The organism is Pseudomonas sp. LA5 (assembly GCF_028640825.1).
In the GTDB taxonomy this organism is placed as follows: Bacteria; Pseudomonadota; Gammaproteobacteria; order Pseudomonadales; family Pseudomonadaceae; genus Chryseomonas; species Chryseomonas aestiva.
The window spans coordinates 77,023-90,244 of record NZ_JAQYZY010000060.1; the positions used below are offsets into that span (position 1 = coordinate 77,023).

Consider the following 13,222-nt stretch of genomic DNA (forward strand, 5'->3'; position numbering starts at 1 on the left):
GGGGCCGGAGCGGGTGTTACATCATGCCGCCCATGCCACCCATGCCGCCCATATCGGGCATGGCCGGAGCGGAGTCGTCTTTCGGCAGCTCAGCCACGATGGCTTCGGTGGTGATCAGCAGACCGGCGATGGAGGAAGCGGCCTGCAGCGCGCTGCGGGTCACCTTGGCCGGGTCGATGATGCCGAATTCCAGCATGTCGCCGTATTCGCCAGTGGCGGCGTTGTAGCCGTAGTTGCCGCTGCCCTGCTTGACCTTGTCCAGCACGACGGAGGCTTCGTCACCGGCGTTGGCCACGATCTGGCGCAGCGGGGCTTCGACGGCGCGACGCAGGATGTTGATACCGGCGTTCTGCTCTTCGTTGATGCCTTTCAGGTCCTTCAGCGCGTCCAGGGCACGCACCAGGGCGACACCGCCGCCAGGCACCACGCCTTCTTCCACGGCAGCGCGGGTAGCGTGCAGGGCGTCTTCAACGCGGGCTTTCTTCTCTTTCATCTCGACTTCGGTGGCAGCGCCAACCTTGATCACGGCAACACCGCCGGCCAGCTTGGCCAGACGCTCTTGCAGCTTCTCTTTGTCGTAGTCGGAAGAGGTTTCTTCGACCTGGGCACGGATCTGCTTGATGCGGGCCTGGATGTCGACTTCCACGCCAGCGCCGTCGATGACGGTGGTGTTTTCCTTGTTCAGGACCACACGCTTGGCTTGACCCAGGTGCTCCAGGGTGGTGCTTTCCAGGCTCAGGCCGACTTCTTCGGAGATGACGGTACCGCCGGTCAGGATGGCGATGTCCTGCAGCATGGCCTTGCGACGATCACCGAAGCCCGGCGCCTTGACGGCAGCGACCTTGACGATACCGCGCATGTTGTTGACCACCAGGGTGGCCAGGGCTTCGCCTTCGACGTCTTCGGCGACGATCAGCAGCGGGCGACCGGCCTTGGCGACAGATTCCAGCACCGGCAGCAGTTCGCGGATGTTGGAGATCTTCTTGTCGACCAGCAGCAGCAGCGGGCTGTCCAGCTCGGCCGACATGGTGTCGGGCTTGTTGATGAAGTAGGGCGACAGGTAGCCACGGTCGAACTGCATGCCTTCGACGACGGACAGTTCGTTTTCCAGGCCCGAGCCTTCTTCGACGGTGATGACGCCTTCCTTACCAACCTTCTCCATGGCTTCGGCGATGATGTTGCCGATGCTTTCGTCGGAGTTGGCGGAGATGGTGCCTACCTGGGCGATGGCCTTGCTGTCGGCGCAGGGCTTGGACAGGTTCTTCAGCTCGGCGACGACGGCAGCGGTGGCCTTGTCGATGCCGCGCTTCAGATCCATCGGGTTCAGGCCGGCGGCCACGGACTTCAGGCCTTCGGTGACAATGGCCTGGGCCAGCACGGTGGCGGTGGTGGTGCCGTCGCCGGCAGCGTCGTTGGCCTTGGAGGCCACGTCTTTCACCAGCTGGGCGCCGATGTTCTCGATGCGATCCTTGAGCTCGATCTCCTTGGCGACGGACACGCCGTCCTTGGTGATCAGGGGAGCACCGAAGCTACGCTCCAGAACCACGTTACGGCCTTTCGGGCCCAGGGTGGCCTTGACGGCGTCGGCCAGGGTGTTGACACCGGTCAGCAGCTTCTTGCGCGCGGAGTCACCGAATTTGACGTCTTTTGCAGCCATGTTCTGTTTCCTCTAAGAAATTCGAAAAGTGAGCGGGGATCAGCCTTCGATAACGGCCAGGATTTCGGACTCAGCCATCACCAGCAGTTCTTCGCCATCGACCTTGATGGCGTTGCTGCCGGAATAGGGACCGAAAACCACCTTGTCACCCACTTTCACCGCCGGAGCACGGACGTCGCCGTTGTCCAGCACGCGTCCAGTGCCTACGGCAACCACTTCACCGCGGTTCGGCTTTTCGGCAGCCGAGCCCGGCAGCACGATGCCGCCAGCGGATTTGGTCTCTTCTTCGCTGCGACGAATCACAACGCGATCATGCAGAGGACGAAGCGCCATTGTCGTATCTCCCAAAGTTCTAAGTGTTTCCAGCGCCGATGACTGCATCGGCAGTTTGTTTTTACCGGCTGCGCCGGGTGCGCCCTGTGCATGACAGGACGCGAAACCTGCTCGCCTTGCGGCGACAACCTTGCGGTGTCCGCTACATGAGGTTGTCGCCAGGCATTTCAAGGGCGGAGGACAAAATTTTTAGCGTTTTTGCTCGTCACGGTGCACCACTTCACCCTCGATCACCTCGGGGCGATGAGGCGCGCCCTGACCGGCGCCCGGCTGATAGCCCTGGGCGCCGGGATTGCGCCGGGTCACCCGGCCGATCACCGCGCCCAGCAGGGCCTTGCGGGTCACCGGCAAGAGGCAGACGAGCGCCAGAACGTCGCTGATGAAGCCCGGGAAGATCAGCAGGGCGCCGGCAATCGCCAGGGTCAGGCCCTGGATGACTTCCTGCTCGGGCATCTGCCCCTGGGCCAGGCGCATGCGGATGCGCCAGAGGGTGGTGAAGCCGGCGACGCGCAGCAGGGCGACACCGACCAGAAAGCTCAGCAGCAGCAGGGCGAAGGTGGCGAGCACGCCGATTTCGCTGCCGATCTTGATGAGTACGGCCAGTTCCACAAAGGGGAACAGCAAGAAGAGTAAGGCGGTCACGCGCATCTCAGGTCCTTCACGGTGGAAGCCGGTTGAAAGACAGGAGATGGAGGCGGTCGAGCCGATTTCAAGGTCGCCGCCAGGCGCCCGGCACAAACGACAAGGCCGCGAAAGTCGCGGCCTTGAGGGGGTTGCACAGGGTCAGGGAAATATCGGGTTACCAGGACACGCCGACACCGGCGGTGTACTCGGTCTGGTTGACGTTGCCCTCGGCACCGCTGGTCAGTTCCTTGGACGCCTTGAGGTTCAGCGACGCCCAGTTGGTCACCTTGTATCTCAGGCCGACATCGCCGTCGAAGGTGAAGTTGGCGGTGTTGTCCAGCGGACGACCCAGTTCACCCGTGGTGAAGAACTGGATGGTCTGACCGTACAGATAGCGGTTGTAGTCCCACTTCATGCTCGCCGAGAGGAACTGGTCGGAGCCGCCGTCGGCATACTGGTAGCGATTGTGGTTGAGCAGCCCGGTGAGCGAGAAGGCACCCAGTTCGTTGTCCCAGAACTGGTAACCGGGACCGGTACCCAGGGTCCGCTGCTTGGCCAGCGCCTGGATCCAGTCGCGCTTGTATTCGGCGCGGCCCTGCCAGAAGAATTTCTCGTCGAAGAAGCGATCCAGGGCGTATTGCAGATCGTACTTGTTGGTCGAGACGGTATCGTTGGCCTTGTAGCGGTCGTAGCTGCCGTTGGCGTTGTGCCGCCACATGCCATGGCGCGCCTGGGTCTTGAAGTCGATGTCGTACTTCTGGCTGTCCTCGGAGGAGCTGATGTAGTCCAGGCCGGCGTCGATGTTGCCTTTCCAGGCGAAGTCGCGCAGGAAGGGCCGCGGCGGCACGATCTGGGTGATGCTGGCCAGGGGGACGGTCTGCTGGCCATCGGTGGTGGTGACCACCACCTGGCCGTCGTCGGCCGGCTTGAGGCTTTCCACCGGGAAATCGGGTTCGTACTTGCCGCGCTGGACGATGACGGGCTTGTCACGCTGCAGCGTCTTGATCTTGTCCCAGGACAGGGGAATGTTGCCGCCGTATTCGGTCTGCAAGAGCAGCTTCTTGCTGTCCAGCAGCTTGATGGTTCCGGTCAGACGATCGCCATTCTTGAGCCAGACGGTGTCGGCATGGGCGAAGGAGGCGAGTGACAACAGCGCGAGCGAGGAGAGCAATCGAAAACGCATGGGCACCAGGACACCTTTGGGTGGACTTGGGTGGAAAGGTAACGAAACGAGAGGGGCGCGATTATCCGGGTGCCAGAGGCTCGCGCAACCGTTCCTGGGTAAAAGTTAGGCAAGTTTCCGGAAATACTGCCCAAAGGTCGGGCGTCTTGGGAGAATGCGGCAGCTCGACACGTTTCAGCACCACCGTAACCAAACTTTTCGGCACACTGGCACTCTTCTCCCCGGAGCAGCAGGGCGTCATGCGTGCACCCCCTCCCCTCGAATCCCGTCGCCAGGCCGTCTTCCTGGCACTGGCCGCCATTCCCGCGGGGCGGGTGGTCAGCTATGGCCAGTTGGCGGAACTCGCCGGGCTCGGTCGCGGAGCCCGCTGGGTGGGCTGGGTGCTGGGGCGTCTGCCGGAGGGCAGTGCCCTGCCCTGGCATCGGGTGATCGCGGCGGATGGCCGGCCGAGCCTGACCCAGGACAGCCCCTCTGGCCGGGAGCAACGCGAGCGGCTGCGGGCCGAGGGTGTACTGCTGCACGAGGACCGGGTGGACATGCGTCGGTACCGGTGGAATCCAGCTGAGAGTGTCGAGTAGAGTGCGCGTTTTTTCCGAGCCCAAGGGCATGTTTGCACGTTTCTGGCGTGAAGCCGTCACCACCTACAAGTCAAAGGCCTGCCTGGCCCTGCTGCTGCTGGGTTTCGCCGCGGGCCTGCCAGCCATGCTGGTGTTTTCCACCCTGTCGGTCTGGCTGCGCGAAGCGGGCGTGAGTCGCGAGACCATTGGCTATGCCAGCTGGATCGGCCTGGCCTATGCCTTCAAGTGGGTCTGGTCACCCATGCTCGACCTGTGGAAGCTGCCGCTGATCGGCAAGCTCGGGCGGCGACGCTCCTGGCTGGTGCTGTCGCAGATCCTGGTGGGCCTGGGATTGATCGGCATGGCGCTGTGCAATCCGCAGCAGCACCTGGAGCAACTCATCGCCCTGGCCGTGCTGGTGGCCTTTGCCTCGGCCACCCAGGACATCGCCGTGGACGCCTATCGCCTGGAGATCGCCGATGACGATCGCCAGGCCGCCCTGGCCGCCTGCTACATGACCGGCTATCGCATCGCCGCCCTGCTGGCCAGCGCCGGCGCGCTGTTTCTCGCCGAGGAGCTGGGCTCGTCCCGGCTGGGCTACAGCCAGAGCGCCTGGGCCACTACCTACATGCTGTTCGCCCTCCTGGTGCTGCCGGGCCTGGTGACCAGCGTGCTGATTCGCGAACCCGAGCCGGTAGCGCCCATGGCCATGGCGGAATCGCGCTTCGGCTTCAATCACCAGCTGGTGGCGGTCGCCCTGCTGCTGGTGATGCTGATCTCCATCCCCGCCGCCATCAATGCCGCCATCGCCCAGGCCTGGCCACGCGCCCTGCTCTACAGCCTGTTCATCGTCGGCTGCCTGTCGCCCTGGGGCCGCTATTGCTCCAAGCCCCTGAGTGATCTCATGCGCCGCATGCGCGAGCCCCTGCGGTTGCGCGATGCGGCCAATGCCGAAGAACTGCCACGCTTCGACTTCGTCCACCAGATGGTCTCGGTGATCCTGCTGATCGTGCTGATCGTGGCTGCCACCGGCGGCCTGTCGGCCCTGGCCGGCGGCTACTGGCCGCGCGGTCTGATGTACGGCCTGATCGTCTGGCTGTGCCTGACCGCGCCGGGGCGCCGGCTGATGGCACCGGTGCTGACGCCCATCACCGAATTCATCCAGCGCTACCAGTGGCAGGCGCTGCTGCTGCTCGGCCTGATCTCCACCTATCGGCTGTCCGACACGGTCATGGGGGTGATGGCCAGCGTCTTCTATATCGACGTGGGCTACAGCAAGGAAACCATCGCCGGGGTCAGCAAGATCTTCGGGGTGTTCATGACCCTGTTCGGCGCGGGCCTGGGCGGCGTGCTGATCACCCGGGTAGGCATCCTGCCGATCCTTTTCCTCGGCGGCGCCGCTTCGGCGCTGACCAACCTGCTGTTCGTGGTGATCGCTTCCACCGGCGCCAACGTGCCGCTGCTGATCGCCACGATCTGCGCCGACAACGTCAGTGGCGGCATGGCCACCTCGGCCTTTGTCGCCTACCTGTCGAGTCTGACCAACCTCAGATTCTCGGCCACCCAGTACGCCATGCTCAGCTCGCTGATGCTGCTGTTGCCGCGCCTGCTGGGTGGCTATTCGGGGGCCATGGTCGAGCACGTCGGCTACAGCTCGTTCTTCTCACTGACCGCGCTGATGGGGGTGCCGACGCTGCTGCTGATCGCCGTGCTCTGGCTGCGTCAGCGGCGCGATCCCGCCGTCGTCAAGACCGGCGGGATCTGAGCGGGACCTAGGCGGCGGGGCTGGACTCGCCCTGCGCCTCAGCGACCGGTGCAGTGTTGGCGAAGTGCACCACCCGCTGCGGGAAGGGAATGCCGATACCCACCGCGCCCAGACGGTCGCGGACCTGCTCGTTGAGCATGAACATCAGCGGCCAGTAGTCGCCGCTGTCGGTCCAGAAGCGCAGCGACAGGGTGATGGCGCTGTCGCCCAGGGCCGATACCACCACCTCGGCGGCCGGATCCCGATGCACCCGCGAGTCTTCCGCCAGCGCCAGCAGCACCTCGCGGCCCTTCTGCAGATCGGCCTCGTAATCCACGCCGACATCGAAGATCACCTTGCGCTTGGGCTGGCGCGAGTAGTTGGTGATGATGCCGTTGGACAGATTGCCGTTGGGGATGGTGACGGTCTTGTTGTCCCCGGTCAGCAGGATGGTGTGGAAGATCTGGATGGAATTCACCGTCCCCATCACGCCTTGGGCTTCGATGAATTCACCGACGCGAAAGGGGCGGAAGGTCAGGATCAGCACACCGCCGGCAAAATTCGACAGGCTGCCCTGCAGTGCCAGACCCACGGCCAGACCGGCCGCACCGATGATGGCGACAAAGGAGGTCGTGGCGATGCCGATCATGGACGCCGCGCTGACCGCCAGCAGGATCTTGAGGATGATGCTGACCAGGCTGCCGAGGAAACTCAGCAGCGCCGGGTCGGCGCCATGGTGGGCCGCCAGGCCGCTGGCCTTGGCCGAGACCTTATTGATCAACCACCAGCCGATGGCCAGGGTCAGCAGCGCCAGCAGCACCCGGCCGGAATACTGCAGGACAATGGGCAGCCAGCCCGCGGTCATCGCCAGCAGGTGGTTGTATTGGTTTTCGATATCCAAACGGCGTCTCCTGTTACCTCTTCAGTCAGATGCCGCCGCGCTCGGCGGCGACCCTAAAGGGAGTCAGCTCAATCACGGAAGTTCTGGTATTGCAGCGGCATGTCCAGGGACTGGCCGCGCAGCAGGGCGATGACCTCCTGCAACTCGTCGCGCTTCTTGCCGGTGATGCGCACCTGCTCGCCCTGGATGGCGGCCTGAACCTTGATCTTGCTGTCCTTGATCAGGGCGACGATCTTCTTCGCCAGCTCCTTGTCGATCCCCTCGCGCAGGACGGTCTCCTGCTTGACGGACTTGCCGGAGGCATAGGCATCCTTGACCTCCAGGCACTGGACGTCGATCTTGCGCTTGGCCAGGTTGACCTTGAGGATCTCCAGCATCTGTTCGAGCTGGAAGTCGGCATCGGCGGTGAGGGTCACCGTCAGGTCCTTGGCTTCGAAGCTGCCCTTGCCGCGCAGGTCGTAGCGGCGATCAAGGTCCTTGATGGCGTTGTCGACGGCATTGGTGACTTCGTGCTTGTCCAGCTCCGATACCACGTCGAAGGAAGGCATGGATTTTCTCCTCGGTTGCGATGGGGCAGCCTTGACGCTGCGGCATGACCGACCATTATAACGACTGACCCTAGCCTTGCAGGAATCCAACCATGCCCCGCGAATCCACCCTGGAGTCACAGTTGTGAGCTGGCACGTACTGGGTGCCGGCAGTCTCGGCGGACTCTGGGCGGCGCGGCTGTTTCGCGGTGGCGAACCGGTCCGGCTGATCCTGCGTGACCGTACACGCCTGGCGCAGTATCGCGCCGGCGGCGGACTGCAACTCAGCGAAGGCGACACCACCAGCCTCTATCCGCTGCCGGCCGAGACGCCCGAGGCCGGCAATCCGATCCGCCGCCTGATCCTCGCCTGCAAGAGCTATGACGCCGAAGAAGCCATCGCCAGCGTCGCCGCGCGCCTGGAACCGGAGGCCGAGATCCTGCTGCTGCAGAACGGCCTGGGCAGCCAGGATGCCGTGGCCGCCCGGGTCCCGCGGGCGCGCTGCCTGAGAGCCAGCACCACCGAGGGGGCCTATCGCGAGACCGACTTCCATGTGATGGCGGCCGGCGCCGGGCAGATCTGGATCGGCGACCAGCTCGGCAGCCATACCCCGCCGCCCTGGCTGGACACCCTTACCCAGCTGGGTTTCCCGATGCGCTGGACCGAAGACATCGACGCCCGGCTGTGGCGCAAGCTGGCGATCAACTGCGCCATCAATCCGCTGACCGTGCTGCATCGCTGCCGCAACGGCGAGCTGCGCCAGCACGCAGCGGAGGTAGCGGCGCTCTGCGACGAACTCGCGGCCCTGCTGGAAGCCATGGGCCTCGCCCCGGCGGCCCAGGGGCTGCAGCAGGAGGTCGAGGCGGTGATCGCCGCCACCGCCAACAACCGCTCTTCCATGCTGCAGGACGTGGAGCGCGGCCAGCGCACCGAGGTGAGCCATCTGCTCGGTCATGCCCTGCCGATCGCCGGACGGCTGCGCCTGCCGGTGCCGCATCTGACGGACCTCCAGCAGCGGTTGCGGACCCGGCTCGCGGAGCGCGGATTGCCCGAGGACTAGCTGCGGGCTACCCTGCCCGCTTCCCTGTTGCCGCGGCTGCGCCATGATCCTCGCCAAACGCCTGAAGAATCTCCCGGTCGGCCGCAAGTTGCTGGCCGCCCTGCTGGTGATGATGATCGCGGTGCTGGTGGTGGCCAACGTGACCTTCATCAGTGCCGCCTACTGGATCTCCCAGGAAAGCGTGGCGCCCCAGGCGCTGCAGACCCTGGGCCGGCTGTTCGCCAGCCCGGTGCTCAGTCGCGAGGTGCTGGCCTCGCCGGAGGCGGCCCAGGTGCAGTTGCGCCAGCTGGACGGCTATGCGCCGCTGCGCCTGGCCGCGGTCTACGACAGCCAGGGCCAGCGCCTGGCCGAGTTGCACAACGGCGATCGCCTGCAGGTACCCGCGCGCTTCGAAGAGCTGCAGACCTGGCGCCTGCGGGAATTCCGCACCAACCTGCTGGTGGAACTGCCGCGCCCCGAGGGCCCGCCCGGGCATCTGCTGCTGGTGGCCAGCAGCGAGCTGCCGGGCGCCTTCTACCGCGGCACCCTGACCGCCAGCCTGGCGATCCTGACCTTCAGCATCCTGCTCTGGCTGGTGGTGGCGCGACAGATCAAGCGACTCATCACCCTGCCGATCCGCGAGCTGGAAGAACTTTCCCGCCAGGTGACCCGCGAGGAAAACTACTCGCTGCGCGCCAGCAAGGGCAGCGAAGACGAACTGGGTCGCCTGGCGGAATCCTTCAACACCATGCTCGGCCGCATCCAGGGCCGCGAGCAGCAACTCAAGCGCGCCCGCGACGACGCCCAGTACGCCGTGCTGCAGGCCCAGAGCCTGGCCGAGGAGACGCGCCGCTCCAACCGCAAGCTGGAACTGGAGGTACAGGTCCGCGGCAAGATCGAGAAGAAGCTCACCGGCTTCCAGAACTACCTCAACAGCATCATCGATTCCATGCCCTCGGCGCTGATCGCGGTGGACGAGCAGTTCTACGTGACCCAGTGGAACCAGGAGGCCACCCACCTCTCCGGCACCCAGTTGGACGAAGCCCTGAACCAGCCGGTGTTTCTTGCCTTTCCCTCGCTCAAGCCGTTCCTGCCGCAATTGAGTCGCACCGCCGAATTGCTGCGGGTGGAGAAGGTGGAGCGGGTGACCTGGGCGCTGACCGATACCCCGCGCCACTACACCCTGACCTTCTACCCGCTGATGGGCGGCGCCGGGCGCGGCGTGGTGATCCGCATCGACGACATCACCCAGCGCCTCAACATGGAAGAGATGATGGTGCAGTCGGAAAAGATGCTCTCGGTGGGCGGCCTGGCCGCCGGCATGGCCCACGAGATCAACAATCCCCTGGGCGCCATCCTGCACAACGTGCAGAACATCCGCCGGCGGCTGTCGCCGGAGTTGCCGAAGAATCTCGAGCAGGCCGCCGAATCCGGCGTCGAACTCAATGCGGTGAATTGCTACCTGGAAAGCCGGCAGATCCCGCGGCTGCTCGACGGCATCCACCAGGCCGGCAGCCGCGCGGCCAAGATCGTCAGCCACATGCTGGCCTTCAGCCGGCGCAGCAATCGCAAGATGGAAGCCAGCGAATTGCCGCCGCTGATCGACCAGGCCATCGAGATCGCCGGCAACGATTTCGACCTGGCGGAAGGCTTCGACTTCCGCACCCTGTCGATCATCCGCGAATTCGATCCGGCACTGGGGCCGGTGCCGGTGATCGGCAACGAACTGGAGCAGGTGCTGCTCAACCTGCTGAAGAACGCCGCCCAGGCGATCCACCTGCGCGACGACGAGGAAGAAGGCGAATACGGCCGCATCACCTTGCGCACCAGGCTGCGCGGCGGCTGGGCGGAGATCCAGGTGGAAGACAACGGCATCGGTATCCCCGAGGACATCTGCAAGCGCATCTTCGAGCCCTTCTTCACCACCAAGGAAGTGGGCCAGGGCACCGGTCTGGGCCTGTCGGTGTCGTACTTCATCATCACCAACAACCACAAGGGGCAGATGGAGGTGCACTCCACGCCCGGCGTAGGGACCTGCTTCACCCTGCGGCTGCCCCTTATCCAGGCCGACTTCGACGCGGCCTAGGACTTCACAGGAGCTGCGCCATGGGTTTTCGCCTTACCGAGATCTACACCCGCCAGGGCGACGCCGGCGATACCGGCCTGGCCGACGGCAGCCGGGTACCCAAGGATCATCCGCGCATCGAGGCCATCGGCGCGGTGGACGAACTCAACAGTGCCCTGGGTCTGCTGCTCGCCGAGCTGGCGGACGATACCCGCCTGGCCGAGGTGAGCGACGCCCTGGCACCCTGCCAGCACCGGCTGTTCGACCTCGGTGGCGAACTGGCCATGCCCAGCTATCGCGCCCTGCAGGCGGGGGAGATCGAGCGTCTGGAAGGCGCCATCGACCGCTGGAACGCCGAGCTGGGGCCGCTGGAGAATTTCATCCTGCCCGGCGGCTCGCGTGCCGTGGCCCAGGCCCATGTCTGCCGCACCCTGGCCCGCAGCGCCGAGCGGCGCTGCCGCAGCCTGCACGCGGTGGAGCCGCTGGAAGGCCAGGGCCTGCCCTATCTCAATCGGCTGTCCGACCTGCTGTTCGTCGCCGCCCGCATCGTCGCCCGGCGCCAGGGGGTGAGCGAGGTGCTCTGGCAGGCCGCACGGCCATGAGCGCGCCGGCGGCACCAACCGCGCCACCACCGCGCCGCCACGAGGGCCTGCTGGCGCTCTGGGACGGCCTGATCCTGATCCTGGTCTGCGTGAACCTGGCGCTGATCCTGTTCGACAGCCTTTACGCCCTGGGGCCGCTCAACCAGGCCCTGGCCGCCTTGCTGCCCGGCTTCCACGCCTTCTACGGCGAACGCATCCATGCCCACTTCACCCACATCGACCTGGTATTCGTCGCCTTCTTCCTCGCCGATGTGCTGCTCGGCTGGCTGGTGGCGGTGGTCGAGCGCCGCCATGCCCGCTGGTACCACTATCCCTTCATCCACTGGTACGACGTGCTCGGCTGCATTCCCCTGGGCGGCTTCCGCCTGCTGCGGGCGCTGCGCATCGTCTCGCTGCTCCTGCGCCTGCAGCGCCTGGGGCTGATCGACATGCGCGGCTGGCGGCCCTATCGGCTGTTCAACCATTACTACCAGCTGCTCATGGAAGACCTGTCGGATCGGGTGATGATCAAGATCTGCGGCGAATTGCAGGACGAGCTCAACACCCGCGACGACTTCTCTCAGAGCGTGATCGACCGCGTCATCCGTCCGCGCAAGCAGCGGCTGATCGACGGCATGGCGCTGCGCATCCAGGCGATGGTGGAGCAGGGCTACAGCCAGAATCGCGCCACCCTGGAACGCCTGGTCGGCGACGTGGTGCAGGGCGCCCTGGACGAGAATCCCGACCTGGCCCGGCTCAAGCGCCTGCCCATGGGTGAGCGCCTCGCCGACACCCTGGACGGGGTGCTCACCGACATCGTCAACGGCCTGGTCCGGGAAGCGGCGGCCAGTCTGCGCACCCGCGACTTCCGCGCCCTGGCCAGTCGCCTGGCCGATCACGGCTTCGATCAGAGTCTGCCCAGCGGCGCCCAGGACAATGCCCTGGACGAGGTGCTGGTGGAGATCCTCGAGGTATTCAAGCAGAAGGTCCTGCAGCGCCGGCTCGATCAGCTCGACGGCGAGCTCTGGCCGCAGGACTGGCAGCGCAGCGAGATCGATCCGATCAACGCGCCCCGGCGCTGATCTGCTGCTGCAGATTCTGCACCTGGGTCTGCAGGGTGGTGATGTTGCGGGTGGTCTGCAGGCGGAAGGCGTCGAATTCCTTGCTGTCCGGGCCCACCGGGCGGGCGTCCAGTTCGCTGCGCAATACCAGCAGGTCCTGCTGCATCTCGCCAAGGGCCTGGTTCTGGGCGCTGGGTTTCTTCAGCGCAGCGATGTCGGCCTGCAGCGCCTTGTTCTGCGCAGTGAGGCCGGCCACCTGCTCGGTCAGGCTGGCGGTCTGCGCCAGGCCGTTCTTCAGTGTGGTCTGCTCCTCGGCCAGGGCCTTGAGTCGGGTATCCGCCTCGCCACTGCCGGTCTGCACCGTCTGCACCGCGGTGGAGAGATTCTGCAGACGGTTGTCCTGGGCCTGCTGGTTGTCCGTCACCCCCTGCTGCTGGCGGGTGAGTTCGGCGACCTTGCTCTGCAGCGTCTTGACCTGCAGCAGCAGGGCCTCGCGACTGGTAGTGCCGGAGGATTCGCTCTCCACCAGCTTGCCGGAGATGTCCCTCAGGCGACCCTGGGCGTCTTCGCTGATGCGCGCGAAGTTTTCCTGGGTGGCCACCACCTGCTCCTGCATCAGCACCAGTTGCTGATGACTCCACCAGGCGACCCCGGCCAGGGCCAGGGTCAGGGCCGCGACCAGCACCCACAGCGGCGCGGTGGAGGGCCCGCGGCGTACCGGGCGGGAGTGACCGCCAGCGGGTTCGCGATAGACCTCTTCGGCTTCGACCGGACGCCGACTGCCGGGACGGCGATCGTCGCGCTCCGGGGTCAGACTCGGGACGTTATCCATTTCATCGAGAAGATCGTTGCGCATGGCAGACCTGTGAGCAGAGGCAGGAAGACGGAATCGCGGCCAGTATAACGGCCGTCGCCATGGACGCGAGGCAGCCGGCACGCGGATTGGCCCC

Annotated in this window: 13 protein-coding genes; 6 read left to right on the forward strand and 7 right to left on the reverse strand. The window is 65.4% G+C overall.

The genetic code is table 11. The features are described from left to right. Nucleotides 1-16: 16 nt before the first annotated feature. The 4 genes from groL to PVZ72_RS22865 all read right to left on the reverse strand — a co-directional run bounded on the left by groL (nucleotide 17) and on the right by PVZ72_RS22865 (nucleotide 3,797). Nucleotides 17-1,657: a chaperonin GroEL gene (gene groL, locus PVZ72_RS22850; RefSeq protein WP_133863005.1), complete on the reverse strand. Its 1,641-nt coding sequence runs from the start codon at nucleotides 1,655-1,657 to the stop codon at nucleotides 17-19. Nucleotides 1,658-1,696: 39 nt separating this feature from the next. Then, the gene (locus PVZ72_RS22855) at nucleotides 1,697-1,990 is read right to left on the reverse strand and encodes a co-chaperone GroES (protein WP_007161933.1); all 294 of its coding nucleotides are present in this window, start codon (nucleotides 1,988-1,990) and stop codon (nucleotides 1,697-1,699) included. 189 nt (nucleotides 1,991-2,179) lie between these two features. After that, nucleotides 2,180-2,638: an FxsA family protein gene (locus PVZ72_RS22860; protein WP_133863006.1), complete on the reverse strand. Its 459-nt coding sequence runs from the start codon at nucleotides 2,636-2,638 to the stop codon at nucleotides 2,180-2,182. Nucleotides 2,639-2,789: 151 nt separating this feature from the next. Further along, nucleotides 2,790-3,797 (reverse strand): DUF481 domain-containing protein, encoded by a 1,008-nt coding sequence (locus PVZ72_RS22865; RefSeq protein WP_133863007.1) that lies wholly within the window; start codon nucleotides 3,795-3,797, stop codon nucleotides 2,790-2,792. 239 nt (nucleotides 3,798-4,036) lie between these two features. Between PVZ72_RS22865 and PVZ72_RS22870 the strand changes: the two genes are divergently transcribed. Further along, a complete protein-coding gene (locus PVZ72_RS22870; protein WP_133863008.1) occupies nucleotides 4,037-4,375 on the forward strand; it encodes an MGMT family protein in 339 nt (112 codons plus the stop codon). 28 nt (nucleotides 4,376-4,403) lie between these two features. After that, nucleotides 4,404-6,119 (forward strand): AmpG family muropeptide MFS transporter, encoded by a 1,716-nt coding sequence (locus tag PVZ72_RS22875; RefSeq protein ID WP_273863085.1) that lies wholly within the window; start codon nucleotides 4,404-4,406, stop codon nucleotides 6,117-6,119. 7 nt (nucleotides 6,120-6,126) lie between these two features. On the opposite strand, the gene PVZ72_RS22880 is transcribed toward PVZ72_RS22875, so the two are convergent. Together PVZ72_RS22880 and PVZ72_RS22885 are read right to left on the reverse strand one after the other, a co-directional pair. Continuing rightward, nucleotides 6,127-6,963: a mechanosensitive ion channel family protein gene (locus PVZ72_RS22880; RefSeq protein ID WP_405046463.1), complete on the reverse strand. Its 837-nt coding sequence runs from the start codon at nucleotides 6,961-6,963 to the stop codon at nucleotides 6,127-6,129. A gap of 104 nt (nucleotides 6,964-7,067) precedes the next feature. Continuing rightward, nucleotides 7,068-7,547, reverse strand: a complete 480-nt coding sequence (locus tag PVZ72_RS22885; protein WP_133863011.1) for a YajQ family cyclic di-GMP-binding protein — start codon at nucleotides 7,545-7,547, stop codon at nucleotides 7,068-7,070. A 124-nt stretch (nucleotides 7,548-7,671) separates the two neighbouring features. On the opposite strand from PVZ72_RS22885, the gene PVZ72_RS22890 reads away from it, so the two are divergent. From PVZ72_RS22890 to PVZ72_RS22905, 4 genes are read left to right on the forward strand one after another with little or no spacing between them, the layout of a single operon-like run. Then, the gene (locus PVZ72_RS22890; protein WP_273863086.1) at nucleotides 7,672-8,586 is read left to right on the forward strand and encodes a putative 2-dehydropantoate 2-reductase; all 915 of its coding nucleotides are present in this window, start codon (nucleotides 7,672-7,674) and stop codon (nucleotides 8,584-8,586) included. 43 nt (nucleotides 8,587-8,629) lie between these two features. Further along, nucleotides 8,630-10,651: a sensor histidine kinase gene (locus PVZ72_RS22895; RefSeq protein ID WP_273863087.1), complete on the forward strand. Its 2,022-nt coding sequence runs from the start codon at nucleotides 8,630-8,632 to the stop codon at nucleotides 10,649-10,651. A gap of 20 nt (nucleotides 10,652-10,671) precedes the next feature. After that, entirely contained in the window at nucleotides 10,672-11,232 is a 561-nt protein-coding gene (locus PVZ72_RS22900) for a cob(I)yrinic acid a,c-diamide adenosyltransferase (RefSeq protein WP_273863088.1), read from the forward strand. Continuing rightward, nucleotides 11,229-12,293 (forward strand): ion transporter, encoded by a 1,065-nt coding sequence (locus PVZ72_RS22905; protein WP_273863089.1) that lies wholly within the window; start codon nucleotides 11,229-11,231, stop codon nucleotides 12,291-12,293. The genes PVZ72_RS22900 and PVZ72_RS22905 overlap by 4 nt, the downstream gene beginning before the upstream one ends. Here the strand turns inward: PVZ72_RS22905 and PVZ72_RS22910 are convergent. Then, complete coding sequence (locus PVZ72_RS22910; RefSeq protein ID WP_273863090.1) at nucleotides 12,274-13,128, reverse strand: ATPase; 855 nt, start codon at nucleotides 13,126-13,128, stop codon at nucleotides 12,274-12,276. The two genes, PVZ72_RS22905 and PVZ72_RS22910, sit on opposite strands and share 20 nt — an antisense overlap. Nucleotides 13,129-13,222: the final 94 nt, after the last annotated feature.

What these genes read in the sequence shown, in the direction of transcription:
- groL (WP_133863005.1), bottom strand. Translation starts at nt 1,657, where the DNA reads ATGGCTGCAAAAGACGTCAAATTCGGTGACTCCGCGCGCAAGAAGCTG.
- PVZ72_RS22855 (WP_007161933.1), bottom strand. Translation starts at nt 1,990, where the DNA reads ATGGCGCTTCGTCCTCTGCATGATCGCGTTGTGATTCGTCGCAGCGAA.
- PVZ72_RS22860 (WP_133863006.1), bottom strand. Translation starts at nt 2,638, where the DNA reads ATGCGCGTGACCGCCTTACTCTTCTTGCTGTTCCCCTTTGTGGAACTG.
- PVZ72_RS22865 (WP_133863007.1), bottom strand. Translation starts at nt 3,797, where the DNA reads ATGCGTTTTCGATTGCTCTCCTCGCTCGCGCTGTTGTCACTCGCCTCC.
- PVZ72_RS22870 (WP_133863008.1), top strand. Translation starts at nt 4,037, where the DNA reads ATGCGTGCACCCCCTCCCCTCGAATCCCGTCGCCAGGCCGTCTTCCTG.
- PVZ72_RS22875 (WP_273863085.1), top strand. Translation starts at nt 4,404, where the DNA reads ATGTTTGCACGTTTCTGGCGTGAAGCCGTCACCACCTACAAGTCAAAG.
- PVZ72_RS22880 (WP_405046463.1), bottom strand. Translation starts at nt 6,963, where the DNA reads ATGACCGCGGGCTGGCTGCCCATTGTCCTGCAGTATTCCGGCCGGGTG.
- PVZ72_RS22885 (WP_133863011.1), bottom strand. Translation starts at nt 7,547, where the DNA reads ATGCCTTCCTTCGACGTGGTATCGGAGCTGGACAAGCACGAAGTCACC.
- PVZ72_RS22895 (WP_273863087.1), top strand. Translation starts at nt 8,630, where the DNA reads ATGATCCTCGCCAAACGCCTGAAGAATCTCCCGGTCGGCCGCAAGTTG.
- PVZ72_RS22900 (WP_273863088.1), top strand. Translation starts at nt 10,672, where the DNA reads ATGGGTTTTCGCCTTACCGAGATCTACACCCGCCAGGGCGACGCCGGC.
- PVZ72_RS22905 (WP_273863089.1), top strand. Translation starts at nt 11,229, where the DNA reads ATGAGCGCGCCGGCGGCACCAACCGCGCCACCACCGCGCCGCCACGAG.
- PVZ72_RS22910 (WP_273863090.1), bottom strand. Translation starts at nt 13,128, where the DNA reads ATGCGCAACGATCTTCTCGATGAAATGGATAACGTCCCGAGTCTGACC.